Source organism: Phaeobacter sp. B1627, from assembly GCF_006265095.1.
In the GTDB taxonomy this organism is placed as follows: domain Bacteria; phylum Pseudomonadota; class Alphaproteobacteria; order Rhodobacterales; family Rhodobacteraceae; genus Epibacterium.
Window position 1 is genome coordinate 14,719 of record NZ_VCNK01000026.1, and the last position, 14,856, is coordinate 29,574.

8 protein-coding genes and 2 pseudogenes are annotated in these 14,856 nt (G+C 61.0%); all 10 read right to left on the minus strand.

The window, feature by feature from the left end; all coding sequences use genetic code 11:
• Positions 1-107: 107 nt before the first annotated feature.
• Positions 108-344, minus strand: a pseudogene (locus FGE21_RS20645) (glycosyl transferase family 3); the annotation flags it as partial.
• A gap of 124 nt (positions 345-468) precedes the next feature.
• A complete protein-coding gene (locus FGE21_RS14515) occupies positions 469-3,174 on the minus strand; it encodes a nitrate reductase (protein ID WP_255731600.1) in 2,706 nt (901 codons plus the stop codon).
• A gap of 220 nt (positions 3,175-3,394) precedes the next feature.
• Positions 3,395-4,685 (minus strand): annotated as a pseudogene (locus FGE21_RS14520) (NAD(P)/FAD-dependent oxidoreductase); the annotation flags it as partial.
• A gap of 7 nt (positions 4,686-4,692) precedes the next feature.
• On the minus strand, positions 4,693-6,369 hold the full coding sequence (locus FGE21_RS14525; RefSeq protein WP_139664039.1) for an ABC transporter ATP-binding protein: 1,677 nt from the start codon (positions 6,367-6,369) through the stop codon (positions 4,693-4,695).
• Between the two features lie 5 nt (positions 6,370-6,374).
• A complete protein-coding gene (locus tag FGE21_RS14530) occupies positions 6,375-7,457 on the minus strand; it encodes an ABC transporter permease (RefSeq protein ID WP_139664094.1) in 1,083 nt (360 codons plus the stop codon).
• A gap of 112 nt (positions 7,458-7,569) precedes the next feature.
• Positions 7,570-8,937: a CmpA/NrtA family ABC transporter substrate-binding protein gene (locus FGE21_RS14535; protein WP_139664040.1), complete on the minus strand. Its 1,368-nt coding sequence runs from the start codon at positions 8,935-8,937 to the stop codon at positions 7,570-7,572.
• Between the two features lie 272 nt (positions 8,938-9,209).
• Positions 9,210-10,385 carry a CmpA/NrtA family ABC transporter substrate-binding protein gene (locus tag FGE21_RS14540; protein ID WP_139664041.1) on the minus strand — a complete coding sequence of 392 codons (1,176 nt, stop codon included), beginning with the start codon at positions 10,383-10,385 and terminating at the stop codon, positions 9,210-9,212.
• The gene (locus FGE21_RS14545; protein WP_139664043.1) at positions 10,382-10,966 is read right to left on the minus strand and encodes an ANTAR domain-containing response regulator; all 585 of its coding nucleotides are present in this window, start codon (positions 10,964-10,966) and stop codon (positions 10,382-10,384) included. The genes FGE21_RS14540 and FGE21_RS14545 overlap by 4 nt, the downstream gene beginning before the upstream one ends.
• Before the next feature lie 210 nt (positions 10,967-11,176).
• Entirely contained in the window at positions 11,177-12,379 is a 1,203-nt protein-coding gene (locus FGE21_RS14550) for a GAF domain-containing sensor histidine kinase (RefSeq protein WP_255731601.1), read from the minus strand.
• 269 nt (positions 12,380-12,648) lie between these two features.
• Complete coding sequence (locus FGE21_RS14555; protein WP_139664045.1) at positions 12,649-14,757, minus strand: catalase; 2,109 nt, start codon at positions 14,755-14,757, stop codon at positions 12,649-12,651.
• Positions 14,758-14,856 lie beyond the last annotated feature (99 nt).

Consider the following 14,856-nt stretch of genomic DNA (forward strand, 5'->3'; position numbering starts at 1 on the left):
TTTTCAGTCGTGACACTACGTTTTTCGAGGGTATTTGGGCTATTTTCCCGTGAACCTGCGGGATCCGGAGCCCGGGCCGCGTGGGACAGCGTGGGGCGATCGCACGATCAGCAACGGCAGAACCGCCCGTCACGCCCCGGCGCAACACCCCACCCATGAGAGGAGACGCCTGCCCACCTGCCTGTAAAAGGCGATGCTGGCGCCCGGTGCGCGCCCCGCGCCGCAGAACTGGGCCAGTCGCGATCCATGCCCTCGATTGGCGCCATCACGGCCTGTGCCGCTTGCGCGAAGCCCGCGATCTCCTGCAATGTTTTCCCCTTCATCCGCCAAAGCATCAGCAAGGCACCGAGGGTCGCGCGATCCGGTCACCGCCCAGCATCAGCGCCACCGCCTCTGTTGCTTGCTGTAGGCGCAGAGAACGGGATCGCCCCGGTCATCGGCCCAATATCCGCACCAGGTCTGCCAAAGTCATTCTGCGGCTTCCCGGACCTGGGCCGCAGACAACAGCGCGGCGATTTCCGGCTGGCAGGAGCCGCAATTTGTCCCCGCCTGCAGCGCTGCGCCGACGGCGTCCACGGTGACCAGACCCTGCGCTTCGATCGCCCGCAGGATGGTGTTCACCCCCACACCAAAGCAGGAACACAGGATCGGACCGGGGTCGGGCATGTCCGCAGAGGGGCGGCCTGACAACACGTCTGGCGCGGAGGTGCCCGGCAGGGTGGCGACATAGTCGCGCATCACCGCCACCGGTTCGCGGGCCACAAACAACGCGGCTGCAAGCACGTCATCCTGCATCAGCGCGATGCGGGCCAGACCACGCCCCGCATCCTGGAACGACACCGCCGCCGCCTCGGGCAAACCGAACAGGCGGCGTGCCTCTGTCTCCCAGTCGTCAGGCCGGTGATCGCCGGCCATTTCCGCACGGTAGCCAGCTCCGGTCCGGGCCCGCGCCCAATAGGAACAGCTGGGGTCCATCCGCGCGGTGGACACGGCAAACCCATACCACGCTGCCCTGTAGGGGCGGACCGAAACCACACTTGCCTTGCTCTCCGGCTGCCCGGACACAGGGTCGGTGGCCGCAGCGACCAAGGCGTCTATTCTGGCCGATGGCGCCGTTTCGCCGGTCCAATGCATGGATGCAAAGACCTGTCCCGGCTGCACGGCATCTGTAATCCGGGCCCGCAATATGGCTTGGCCCGTCGGGCTTTGCACCTGCACCAGATCGGACGGCGCGAGGGTCAGGCGTCTGGCATCCTCCGGGTGCACCTCAAGGAACGGCTCGGCCAGATGCGCAGACAGTCTCGGGCTCAGGCCGGTGCGCGTCATCGTGTGCCACTGGTCCCTGACCCGGCCTGTGTTCAGCCGATAGGGATAGCGTGGTTCGGTCTTTGCCGCGGGGCTTCGGTAGCGAACAGGCACAAACCGCGCTTTTCCATCGGCGTGAAAGAACTGTCCCTCCGCAAAGAAGCGCCCTCCCCTGCGCGTTGCATTCACCGGCCAGCGCACTGGCGCCATCTGTTCATAGCCCGCGTCATCCAGCGTCGCGAGACCGGAGATGTCAAAGTCGCGCCCCAACCGGGCGGCGATGCCCGACAGGGCTGCGTGCTCCCGAAAGATCTCCGAAGGGCTTTGGTAATCAAAGGCCCGGGGCCAGCCCATCCGCTGACCGACCTCGGCGAGGATCGCCCAGTCCGGCCGCGTTGCCCCCGGAGCAGGCAGAACCGCCCGCTGGCGGCTGATGGTCCGGTCCGAGTTGGTGACGGTGCCGTTCTTTTCCCCCCAGGCGGTTGCAGGCAGCACCACATCCGCCAGCCGCGCCGTATCCGTTGCCATAGTGATGTCGCTGACCACGGTGAAGGGACAGGCAGCGATAGCGTCACGCACCGCATCGGCCTCCGGCATGGACACCGCCGGATTGGTATGAATGATCCACAAGGCCTTGATCCGGCCATCGCCCGCAGCGCGGAACATATCCACTGCCTTCAACCCCGGCGCCTCCGCAATCGTCGGCGCGTTCCAGCATTCGCGCACCGCGGCCCGGTGATCGGGGTTTTCAAGATCCAGATGGCAGGCCAGCATATTGGCGAGCCCGCCAACCTCACGCCCGCCCATCGCATTGGGCTGGCCTGTCACGGAGAGAGGTCCCATCCCCGGACGTCCGATGCGGCCACTGGCCAGATGGCAATTGAGGATGGCGTTGACCTTGTCAGATCCGCTGGTGGATTGGTTCACGCCCTGGCTGAAGACGGTCACAACCTTCTCGGTCTGCATCCACAGATCGCAAAACTGCGCGATCTCGGCCTCGCTCAGGCCGGTGACACTCACATCATCCGCACGGGCGGCGTCCAGCGCGTCGGTGAACCCTTTGGTATGGGCAAGGTATGTCTGATCGACCATTTTCCCGGCGGAGAGTTCCGCCAGCAGCCGGTTGAACAAGGCAACGTCACTGCCGGGGGCCAGAGCAAGATGCATGTCTGCCGCGTCACAGCTTGCGGTGCGGCGCGGGTCGATCACCACAATCCGGGTGCCGCGCGCTTTCTTTGCGGCCAACACTTGTTGGTACAGGACAGGATGGCACCACGCCAGATTGGAGCCGACCAGCACCACCAGATCGGCCGCGCCCAGATCCTCGTAGGTGCCCGGCACAGTATCGGTGCCGAACGCGCGGCGGTGCCCCGCCACCGTCGAGGCCATGCACAGCCGCGAGTTGGTGTCGATATTTGCGGATCCGATGAAGCCCTTCATCAGTTTGTTGGCCAGGTAGTAATCCTCGGTCAACATCTGGCCAGAGGCGTAGATCGCCACGCTGTCGGGGCCATGCTCGGCAATCGATGTGCGGAACCGGTCGGCCACCAACTGAAGTGCATCGTCCCAACTCGCCTCCCGCCCGTTGACCCGGGGGGCCAGCAGGCGGTCACCCAGCCCGACGGTTTCCGCCAGCGCCGATCCTTTGGAACACAGCCGACCAGAGTTCGCAGGATGCGCCGGGTCCCCCCGGACCGAGATCCCCCCCTGGCCGTCGGCGCGCAGAAAGACGCCACAGCCCACCCCGCAGTAGGGACAGGTGGACCGGATCTCTGGCTGGCTCTCCAGCTTGCTCTCTGTCCGAATTTCTGGCCGAATTTCTGGCCGAATTTCTGGCCCAATCTCAGACCGGTCAGTGCCGTCCATCATGCGGCGCTCCGATTGCTCAGTGCCGCCCCATCCAGCAGACTACGCCCCCCTTCCTGTGTGACAGGATAGTCGGCGATCTGGCCGCGTATGATGCCGTCTGCCATGGCGACTGAAAGCAGGTCTGACAGGGGGCCTGCCCTGCGCGGGCAGCCCGGCAGCGCCCGCTCCACCTGATGCGGCCTCCACGCGCCCCAGCGCATCTGCCCCCCTTCGATCTCCTGTACGATAGTGCCTTTGAAAATGCCGTTGCAGCCACAATTTTCCGCCTCAGGCGGCAAGGCTGCAACGGCTGACAGCGGGTCCGATTGGGCACCCCCCTGATATGCCGGACCAAAGATCAGCGTATCGCGCATTTCCTCAATCGACGTGCGGTCCCGGATCAGCCCAAAGAACCAATTCCCGTCAGCCGTGTCGCCATACATGACGCAGCCCACCAGACGATCACCTTCGATCACCAGACGTTTGTAGACGCCGCGCGCGGGGTCGCGGTACACGATATCCTCACGGCCCTCGACGCCCGCGAAATCGCCTGCACTGAACAGATCGCAGCCGGTGACCTTCAGTTTTGTGGACAGGGTTTTCTGAACAAAGGCGGCCTCCTGGCCGAGGAGCGTTTGCGCCGCGACCCGCGCCTGATCGTACAGCGGCGCAACCAGTCCAAAGATCGCCCCGTCATGTTCGACACATTCGCCAACCGCGAGAACATCCCCGTCCGAGGTCACCATCTTGTCGTCGACATGAACGCCGCGCCCGACGGCCAGTCCGGCATCCTTGGCCAGAGCAGTGTTGGGACGAATACCCACGGCCATAACCAGCAGATCGCAGGGCAGTTCGGTGCCATCTTCAAGCTGTAGCGCCCGCACGCGACCGTCCGCGCCAAGGATTTGCTTTGAGTTGGCGCTGAGGCGGACGGTGATGCCCTTGGCTTCCAGCGATTTTTTCAGCAGATAGCCCGCAGCCTCGTCCAGCTGCCGCTCCATCAGGTGGCCCATGATATGGACCACAGTGACCTCTGCGCCGCGTGCGGCCATGCCTGCGGCCGCCTCCAGACCCAGCAGACCACCGCCGATCACAACCACACGGTTGCCTTTGGTCATGGTCATCATGCGTTGCGTGTCTTCCAGATCGCGGTAGGCGATGACGCCCTCCAGATCATGACCCGGCAGCGGAATGATGAAAGGGGTAGAACCGCCCGCAACAATCAGCTTGTCATAGGCCACCCGGCCCTTTTCGCCTTCAACCTGCTTGGCCTGCCGGTCAATCCGCAGAACCTTCTCGCCAAAGCGGCAGGTTACCGCGTTCTCTTTGTACCAGTCGTCGGAATGGGTCACGATCTCTTCGTAGGTCTTGTCGCCCGACAGCACCGGCGACAGCATGATACGATTGTAGTTCCCACGTGGCTCGGCATTGAACACCGTAATGTCGTAGGCTTCGGGGCAGGTTTCGAGCAAGTGCTCGATCACCCGACCGGAGGCCATGCCGGCGCCGATTATGACGAGTTTCTGTTTCATGAATGTTTTACTCCGCCGCCAAGGTTTGGGATTTTGGCTTGGGTTTCGCTCCGTGTTCGTATTCTTCGAGGAAATCGAGCACTTCCTGCCGGTAGGCATAGTAATCAGGGTGTTCCAGCAGCGCCTTGCGCGTGCGGGGACGCGGCAGATCGACCTTGGTGATTTTGCCGATGGTGGCCTGAGGACCGTTGGTCATCATCACCACCCGGTCGGCCAGAAGGATCGCCTCGTCAACGTCGTGGGTGACACAGATGGCCGTGACTTTGGTCCGGCTCCAGACCTCCATCAGGACCTCTTGCAGCTCCCAGCGCGTCAGGCTGTCAAGCATGCCAAACGGCTCATCCAACAGCAGCAGTTTGGGCGACAGCGCAAACGCCCGCGCGATGCCAACCCGTTGCTGCATTCCGTTCGACAATTCCGTGGCGGGCTTGTCCATGGCGTCGGCCAGACCCACCCGTTCGAGGTAGTATTCCACCACCTCCTGCCGCTCGGCCTGGCTGGCACGCGGATAGACCTTGTCTGCGCCGATGGCGACGTTCTGCTTGGCGGTGAGCCAGGGAAACAGGTTCGGTGACTGGAACACAACCGCCCGCTCGGGGTCTGCGCCTTCGACGTGGCGGCCATCCAGCTTGATGGCGCCCTTGGAGATAGGGTTCAATCCGGCCGCCATCGTCAGAACGGTGGATTTGCCGCATCCGGAGTGACCGATCAGACTGATGAATTCGCCACGGTCGATCTTGAGATCGAAATCTTCCACCACGGTCAGAGGCCCCTTGGGGGTAGGATAGATCTTGTGAAGCTGGCTGAAGTTCAAAAACCGGTCATCCAGCATCGTTTTCTGCGCTGATTTGACGGCCGCCGGAATATTGTGGATCGGTGTCACGTCAGGCAGCAGGCGGGTCCCTTCCACCTTGGCCTCGATCCCGACATCCATCAGGTATTTGGTGACCTCAGCCCGCAGCCGTTTGAACCCCTCATCGCTGTTCATGGCGGTGCGATCACGCGGACGCGGGATGGAGACCGGGAACTCCTGACCAAGGGTGCCGTCGGGATTGAGCGCGATGATCCGATCGGCCAGGATGATCGCCTCGTCCACATCATTGGTGATCAGAACGCAGGTTTTCTTGTCCTGCTCCCAGATCTGTTCGATTTCGTCGGCCAGATTTGCCCGAGTCAGTGCATCCAGCGCCGAAAGCGGTTCGTCCAGCAACAGCATCTCCGGGTTCATCGCCAGCGCACGGGCCACATTGACCCGCTGACGCATGCCGCCGGACAGCTCTGCCGGACGCCGGCTTGCCGCATGGCTGAGCCCCACCATATTGACGTAATAGGCAACTTTTTCAGCCTTCTGCGCCCGGGACAGACCAGGAAAGACAGTATCAACCGCAAGCCCGATATTGCCGCTGACCGTCAGCCAGGGCATCAGCGAGTAGGACTGAAAGATCACGCCCCGTTCGGGGCCTGGACCGATGACCGGCCGCCCCTTGAAGGTGACCTTGCCCTTGGTTGGCTGCTCCAGCCCCGCCATCAGATTGATCAATGTGGTCTTGCCGGTGCCGGAAAACCCCAGGATGACCAGAAACTCCCCCTCGGAGACCTCGAGGTCGATGTCCTTCAACACCTGGGTCGCATGGGTGCCGGTGCCGAAGCTCTTTGACAGGTTTTCGAATTTGAGAATACTCATGTCGCTCACCGGTTGTTCGTGAAGGTGAAAAGCGACTGCAGGGCAAACATCACCCGGTCCAGCATGAAACCGATGATCCCGATGGTCACCACGGCTACCATGATCTTGGCGAGGCTGCTGGAGGAGCCGTTCTGGAACTCGTCCCAGACGAATTTGCCAAGGCCCGGGTTCTGCGCCAGCATCTCGGCTGCGATCAGCACCATCCAGCCGACACCGAGGCTGAGGCGCAGGCCGGTGAAGATCAGCGGCAGCGCCGAGGGTAGCACCAACTTGGTGATCTTGGTCCAGGTGTTCATCTTCAACACCTTGGAAACATTGACCAGATCCTTGTCGATCGAGGCAACTCCGAGGGCTGTATTGATCAGCGTCGGCCACAATGAACACAGCGTCACTGTAATCGCGGAGATCAGAAAGGACTTCTCGAACCAGCCATCCTGCGAGGCGGAAAGCGCGCTGACGACCATTGTGACAATCGGCAACCATGCCAGCGGCGAAACAGGTTTGAAAATCTGGATCAAGGGGTTCAGGGCCGCATTCGCGATGGGCGACAGGCCGGCGGCGATGCCCAACGGCACGGCCACGACGGTCGCGATCAGAAACCCGAAGAACACGGTTTTGATAGAGATCCAGATCTGGTGGTAAAAGCTGGGCGCGCCGGTATAGGCCACGGTTTTCACCTCATCGGCCCGCCCCGCATCGATCAAACGCTGGTTGCGTTTTTCGACCATCGCCTCGAATTTCTCGCGTTTTTCGGCCTTGGCCTGGGCGTCCTGATGCAGGTTCACCACTTCTTCCCAGACCTGCACCGGGCCCGGTACGGCCCCAAGGCTGGTCTGCACTTTCGGCGCCAGCGTACCCCAGAGCAGCAGAAAGGCGAAAATGGCCAGCAGCGGCACCGCCAGAAGGCGCCAGATTTCCTTGACCTGCGCATGCGGATTGTCCCCGGCGCAGGCTTTGAGCAGTGGTGTGACCCAGCTCAGCCCGAGCACCTGAAACCATTTGTCGGCGACATTGATGCGGGTGAAGAGCCGGGCGCGACGGGCCTCGCGTGCGGCTGTTTCGGTGAAATTCGGATCGACGGTTGTCATTGTCATGTCCTCGTCATGAGGGGCGAGGCCCCGGGTCTGCGCCCGGGGCGCGCTTGTCTGGATGATGGGGGCCCCGGAAAATTCATCCGGGGCTTGCCTGTCGTTCTGGAAATCAGCCTTTGACGTCTGTGCCGGCGACGGTCTGGTCGCCCTTCATGCCGATCGGCAGACTGTCGAGATAGGCATTTGGATAGCGGCCGTCGTAGGGGATGCCGTCGATGATGTCGGCGGCAGGGGTCGGATCCTTGTAGCCATCGCTGTCCCACGGGAAATCCGCTTCCTGTGCGAGGTTTTCATCGACCAGCATCCGTGCGGCCTGCAGGTAGATGTCGGGCTTGTAGACATCGCGGGCGACCTCGTCGTACCAGGCGTCCGATTTTGGTTCTGCAATCTGACCCCAGCGCCGCATCTGCGTCAGGTACCAGATCGCGTCCGAATAAAACGGGTAGGTCGCGTGGTGCCGGAAGAACACGTTGAAATCCGGAATGTCGCGTTTGTCGCCTTTCTCAAACTCGAAAAACCCGGTCATGGAGTTGGCGATCACCTCGGCATCGGCACCGACATATTCAGGACGGCTCAGGATCTCCACGGCCTCTTTGCGGTTGGCGTTGTCGTTCTCATCCAGCCAGATGGCGGCACGGATCAACGCCTTGGTCACCGCCAGGGTTGTGTTGGGGTATTGTTCGGCAAAATCGGCGTTGATACCGAAGACCTTCTCCGGATTGTTCTTCCACAGCTGATAATCCGTGATCACAGGCACACCGATCCCTTTGAATACAGCCTGCTGGTTCCAGGGTTCGCCGACGCAATAGCCACTGATGGTGCCCGCCTCCAGAGTGGCCGGCATCTGCGGCGGAGGGGTCACCGACAGGAACACATCGGCATCAATCTGACCGGAGACATTTTCAGGGCTGTAGTATCCCGGGTGCAACCCGCCGGCCGCCAGCCAGTAGCGCAATTCATAGTTGTGAGTGGAGACCGGGAACACCATTCCCATGTTGAACGGCTTGCCCTCTGCCTTGAACTCCTCCACCACGGGCGCGAGGGCGCTTGCGGAAATCGGGTGCTGGGGACGGCCGTCCTCCATCTTGGGAATATGCGGCAGCATCTTTTCCCAGACATCGTTCGAGACCGTGATCCCGTTGCCGTTCAGATCCATCGAGAAGGGCGTGATGATATGGGCCTCGGTCCCGAACCCGATGGTGGCAGCCAGCGGCTGCCCTGCCAGCATATGGGCGCCGTCCAACTGGCCATCGATCACACCGTCCAGCAGCACTTTCCAGTTGGCCTGCGCCTCAAGCGTGACAAACAGGCCCTCATCGAGGAAATACCCCTGTTCATACGCGACAGCGAGCGGCGCCATGTCGGTGAGTTTGATGAACCCAAATGTCAGTTCGTCTTTTTCCAGCTCAAGCATTTCGGCGAAAGCAGGGCTGGTCAGTGCGGTTGAGGCTACAAGGCTCAAGATAAGTCTATTCATCTTCTGTCCTTTCCATGGACACTAGCGGAGGAGACCGCAGTCGAAACGCAAAAAAGGCCACATCACTAACCGCCGGGAATTGCCGGAGGAGAGTGAGCGACCTTGCTCAGCGTTTCCCTGTCATTGGGAGAAAATCGGATCGGCGCACGCCATTGTGTGCCGGTGACTCAAGATATGAAGAAGGCCACCATGGCGATCCAGAGAAAACTTCTGCGCTGCGGCACCGACGGTTTAATCAGCTGCATCAGCACGCCGGTTTGCCCGTTTTTTGGTCAGCTTTCCGCATCCGGGTCAAAAACGCGCCCATCAAAGAACGTGTCAGGAAGCAAGGTCAGCTGACCTTTTTGTGACGCGACCGCCGTGGCGTGGCGAATCGAGCCCTCGAGCTTTTCCGATGCACCGGGCATATCCGCGTCACCCGCCACCATATGACCGCGGTACAGATCACTGCGGTAGACCTGTGCCGCCTTGTCCATCGCCGCCTCTGGCGCGAGCCCGTGACGCAGGCTCAACCGGTGCGCCATCCAGCGGGCCTGACTGCGCCACGGGAAGCTTGCAGCGCCTTCGTGGAATTCGACAAAACCGGTCACCTCACGCTGTTCCGCATGACCGGAAATTGTAAATCGCCCGTGCAGCGCCCTGTCGATCAATTCAGGCGACACATCGAGATAGGTTTTTCGCGACAGAATCTCTGCGGCGGCCGTGCGCGCATCCGGCTGCGCCAACCATTGACCCGCCGTCCAGACCGCACGCATCAAACGGCGCAGCAAATGCGGCTCGGTCTCGGCCCAATCGGTACGGACCGCGAGAACTTTTTCCGGCGCAAAGGACCAGATCGCCTTGCCGGGCAGCAACAAGGCCCCGGACCCCTGATCGACTGCAACAGATCCCCAGGGTTCCCCAACGCAGAACGCATCAATATCGCCCGCAGCCAGTGCTTCGGCCATCAGCGGCGGCGGAACCGTGCGGATTTCAACCGCAGTTTGACCCAGCTCAGTATGTTCGAACCAATACCGCAACAGCTCGGCGTGCATCGAAAAGGGAAACGGGACCCCGAACACCATCGGCCCCTCAGCCACCCGGGCCAGCGCCTTTGCCGCACCGGCGACATCGGCAAAGTCAAAGCCATAGCCATTCTGACGCAGCCGCGCCTCCAGGGTGCGGCCCACTCCGATCACATTGCCGTTCACCGAAAGCACCATCACCGCCGACACCGGCGTCGTGACCCCACCAAGGCCAAGCGCCATGGCGACGGGCACGGGAGAGAGCAAATGAGCCGCATCCACGCGGCCAAAGGCCAACATATCGCGCACCGAAGACCACGAGGGCGCGGCGACCAGATCCAGCGCGATCCCCTCCGCTTCGGCAAAGCCCATTTCCTGCGCGACGATCAGAGGGGCCGCATCCACGAGCGGCATATAGGCGACCGGCAAAGTGACCGTCTTCATCGTAGCAACTCCGATGCCGTCACCAGTGCCTCTGCGACATCCGCCACCCGGCGCCCCTGATCCATGGCCGTCTTGCGCAACAGGGCATAGGCCGCGTCCTCCTCGATGCCCTTGGCCTTCATCAGCAGCCCCTTGGCACGATCCAGGACCTTGCGCTCTTCAAGGGCGCGCCGGGTCTCGGCAAGTTCCGTGCGCATCTGTTTGACCATGCGGAACCGGGCAATCGCCGTGTCCATCACCGGCTTGAGCCGCTCCGGGGACAGGCCGTCAACGACGTAGGCCGAGACGCCCGCCTCAATCGCAGCCCGCGCCAGCCCGCCTGCCTCGCCGGAGACAAACATCGCGACCGGCCGCTCCAGAGGTCCGGAGGCAAGCGTCAACTCCTCAAGCATGTCGCGGGTGGGGTTGTCGATGTCGATCAGCACGATGTCGGGCGCATGGGCAACGATCCTTCGCGCAAGGCCGCTTGCGTTTGCAATTACCACAACCTCGTGATCGCCAGCCGTCTTCAGCGCGTCGACGATCGCAATCGCGCGGTCCCGGTCATCTTCAACAACAACAATAGTAAGTTTCGGCTCCATGGAGGTTGCATGCCAAGGCCGCGTGGAGCGGACAAGAGAATTCGCATCCGATTGAGGCTCCGCCGCCAATCTCATGGAGGAGACTGGCCGGAGTGGTCACAGAATAGGCGGATCTGTCCAAGCGATCGGCGTGAGCTTGCCTGGCCGCAAAACTGGCCGCAAATCCGGCCCGACCTGCCCCGCCCTCCATTCAGCGCAACAGGATGAGGTCTATTGGGGGGAACACACAGATCGCATCACGAAGGAAAACCTGTTTCGATCCTCCTCAAACGACACGGATAGATTGCCGTCATGTCCCTTGGCGATTTCCGATGCGATAAACAGGCCCAACCCCAGCCCGTTGCGCTCCGAACGATTGGGGCCTTTCTTGAACGGCTCAAAGAGGCTCGGCAACTGCTCCTCCGGTATCGGATCTCCGTAGTTGGATATCGACAGAGCAAAGCGTTCTCCCTCCAGGCTGACGCCGATCTCGATCGGCAGTCCCGCTCGCCCATGAGACACCGCATTGCTCAGAAGGTTGGAAAACAGCTGGCAAATCCTTGGAACGTCGCAATGAACCGGGCCGGGAATATCAATGCTTGCCTGAATAGTCTGTTCCGGTGCAACTGCCTGAAACTCCGACACGATCTGCAGCAGCGCCTGGTCGAGATCATAGGCGACGGTACGTTCAATCAGCATGCCGCCGCCGCTACGTTTGCGGGCTTGATCAAGGAGGTTTTCAATCAGCAATCCCATGCGGTTCACGGACCCCCGCATCAACTTGACCAACTCCGCTGCCTTGTCATCAATGTCGCGCCGTTCCATCATCCGCAACCCGGCACTCAGGGCGCCGATTGGGTTGCGCAGGTCATGAGCCAGAATTGCAATGAACTTCTCTTGTGACGACGCAAGGTCGCGTTCGTGCGACAGGGCCAACTGACTTTGGGCATATGCCTCATCGGCGTCCAGCGCCTCTGCGATCATCCTGGCGAACAATCGAAACATCCCCAGAACACGGTCGTTCCTGAGCTGGCGGGGGGCCGGGTCGATCGCACAGAGCGTGCCGAAAAACGTACCATCCGCCTGTCGGATCGGAATCGAGATATAGCTGCGGAACCCGTACCGCTGTGGGCAGGGGTGATCCCTATAGAGCGGGTCTTGGCGCACATCGTCGATGACGATCTCCTGATCGAACTGCCTGACCTCATTGCAGAGCGTCGTTTCGACATCCAGCTCGTCGCCAGGGGTCAGCCCGAAAGATATTTGGTCAAGGGCGCGACAGGTCACCCAACGGGCGTCGGTCACACGCGCCACTGCCGCAAACCCCATTCCCGTTGCCAACAACACTGTCTCAAGAAGGATCGGAATGGTCTGATTGCGACCAATGGCGTCGATATCAGCCTGAAAATCATGGGGTGTTGCCGAAGTATTCAAATGACGCCCTTTTTTGATCGCATAACGTGTGTCGCATAAAAACGGTATCGCAGAACCAGACGAGCGTCACCCTGATTTTCCCGGATCCCCTGCGTAGGCTTCCGTTGGTCTGGCGGTGATAGACCGGAGGACAAGGTTGGCTCACAGGACTGCACGGCAGCTCCATAAAAACGGCATCTTTTCTCACCCCCAAGACAGACGTGCAGGGACTGCACAATGCATGCAGCCCCTGACATTCTGCGCTCGGAGAGAGAGTAGAGAGACCCCCGTCAGCTCAGGCGATCCCAATGCCTCACTTTCGCACATGTCGACACGAATTTTTCCGCATCACTCTTCTTGGCAAGCGATAGAACCCCCGCATCAAGGTCCGTGACCCCCGCTGCTTTCAGAAGCTCTGCGCCCGCATCGCCAACAGCAATGAACTTCCCATGGGCAAAGGCGTCCGCGACAAAGGTCCGGGCCGCATGCATCGCTTTCAAATCGCGCGCTCCCTCTTCCGACACCAGAACCACCACTGCATCATAGAGAACCGACGGGCCGCCATCGATCTTCTGCTGAGCCGGAACTTCCTTGCCATTGGCCGTCACGATCCCGCTGATCGTCGGCGCGACGATCTCGACCATGCCGCCGACCGCCTTGACCGCATCGATCATGCTCTCAAGAAGCCCGTCGTCGATGCCATCGGTCAACAACATCCCCATTTTGCGCCCCGCAAAGCTCTGAGGGCCATTCTTCAGGAGCGACAAAGCGTCCGAAGTCTGCAGGTCGTCGAGCGGCTCTCGCGCTGGCTCGTGGGCCGCAGGCACCGATTTCATACCGAGACCATCAGCCACGGCCTTGGCAAGACCCGCGTCGATATTCGGCAGATGCGCCACCATCCGGTCCCGGATTGCCGGGGTCTCGACCTTGGACAGTTCGAAAACGATGGCATCGGCGATGTGGGCCTGCTCGACTTCGGTCTGGCTCCGATAGAATTGCCGCGCCTGACTGTAGTGATCGGCGAAAAGCTCGCCGCGCATCTTGCGCTTTTCTCCGTCGACCTGCTCGGCAAAGGATTTGTGTCCCCGCTCGCGATCCGCGCGGGGACCGCCTTCGCTCCAGCTGTTGGGTTCGTAATTGGCGCGCCCGGCGGGATTGTGCATCGCCATGTGGCCGTCCTGCTGAAAGTGATGGAACGGGCATTTCGGGGCGTTGATCGGGATATGGGTGAAATTAGGCCCCCCCAGGCGCTTGGTCTGGGTATCAAGATAGGAAAAGTTGCGCCCCTGCAGCAAAGGGTCGTTCGTAAAATCGATCCCCGGCACGATGTTCTGGGTACAAAATGCCACCTGTTCCGTCTCGGCAAAGAAGTTGTCGACAACGCGGTCCAGCACCAGACGGCCAATGATGCGAACCGGCACATCTTCTTCCGGGATCAGCTTGGTCGCGTCGAGCACATCGAAGGGAAAGCTGTCCGCGAAGTCGTCATCAAAGACCTGAACACCAAGTTCCCATTCCGGATAGTCTCCGTTCTGGATTGCCGCCCAAAGGTCACGACGGTGGAAATCAGGGTCGGCCCCGTTGATCTTGACCGCCTCGTCCCAGATGACGGATTGGAGACCTTGTTTCGGCTTCCAATGAAACTTCACGAACTGGCCTTTTCCCTCGGCATTCACAAAGCGGAAGGTATGGACGCCGAAGCCTTCCATGAAACGGAACGACCTCGGGATCGCCCGGTCCGACATCGCCCACATGATCATATGCATGGATTCCGGCATCAAGGAGATAAAATCCCAGAAATTGTCATGAGCCGATTGGGCTTGCGGAAAGGCACGGTCCGGCGCCTCCTTGACCGAATGCACGAGATCCGGGAATTTCATCGCATCCTGAATGAAGAAGACAGGAATGTTGTTGCCGACGATATCCCAGTTGCCCTCCTCGGTATAAAGCTTGACCGCAAAACCGCGGACATCGCGTGCCAGATCGACCGACCCCTTGTTCCCCGCCACCGTCGAAAACCGCACGAACGCAGGAACTCTGCGCCCTTTTTCCTGGAACAAATGCGCGGAGGTCAGATCCGACAGGTTTTCTGTCGCTTCGAAATAGCCATGCGCCCCATATCCACGCGCATGCACGACACGTTCGGGGATACGTTCATGATCAAAGTGAAATATCTTTTCGCGGAAATGAAAATCTTCCATCAGCGCCGGACCCCGTGGCCCGGCGCGCAGGGTATTCTGGTTGTCGCTCACCGGAACGCCCTGAGATGTCGTCAGAACCGGGCCATCGCCGCGCTGATGGGGCTCCCCGCCGGTGCCGACCTCAACCGATCGGTCCACGGTTTCGGTGGATGACTGGGTGACCGCCGTAGCGCGGTAAAGTCTCTCGTGATCTGCCATTTAGCTGTCTCCTGGAAGGCCGCCACTCAACCGATGGCGGGGTGCTGCGTTCCCCTTCCAAACGCACAAGCTTCCGGTTTGGTTCCACCGGCCGCGCTC

What these genes read in the sequence shown, in the direction of transcription:
- FGE21_RS14530 (WP_139664094.1), bottom strand. Translation starts at nt 7,457, where the DNA reads ATGACAACCGTCGATCCGAATTTCACCGAAACAGCCGCACGCGAGGCC.
- FGE21_RS14535 (WP_139664040.1), bottom strand. Translation starts at nt 8,937, where the DNA reads ATGAATAGACTTATCTTGAGCCTTGTAGCCTCAACCGCACTGACCAGC.
- FGE21_RS14555 (WP_139664045.1), bottom strand. Translation starts at nt 14,757, where the DNA reads ATGGCAGATCACGAGAGACTTTACCGCGCTACGGCGGTCACCCAGTCA.
- FGE21_RS14540 (WP_139664041.1), bottom strand. Translation starts at nt 10,385, where the DNA reads ATGAAGACGGTCACTTTGCCGGTCGCCTATATGCCGCTCGTGGATGCG.
- FGE21_RS14545 (WP_139664043.1), bottom strand. Translation starts at nt 10,966, where the DNA reads ATGGAGCCGAAACTTACTATTGTTGTTGTTGAAGATGACCGGGACCGC.
- FGE21_RS14525 (WP_139664039.1), bottom strand. Translation starts at nt 6,369, where the DNA reads ATGAGTATTCTCAAATTCGAAAACCTGTCAAAGAGCTTCGGCACCGGC.
- FGE21_RS14515 (WP_255731600.1), bottom strand. Translation starts at nt 3,174, where the DNA reads ATGATGGACGGCACTGACCGGTCTGAGATTGGGCCAGAAATTCGGCCA.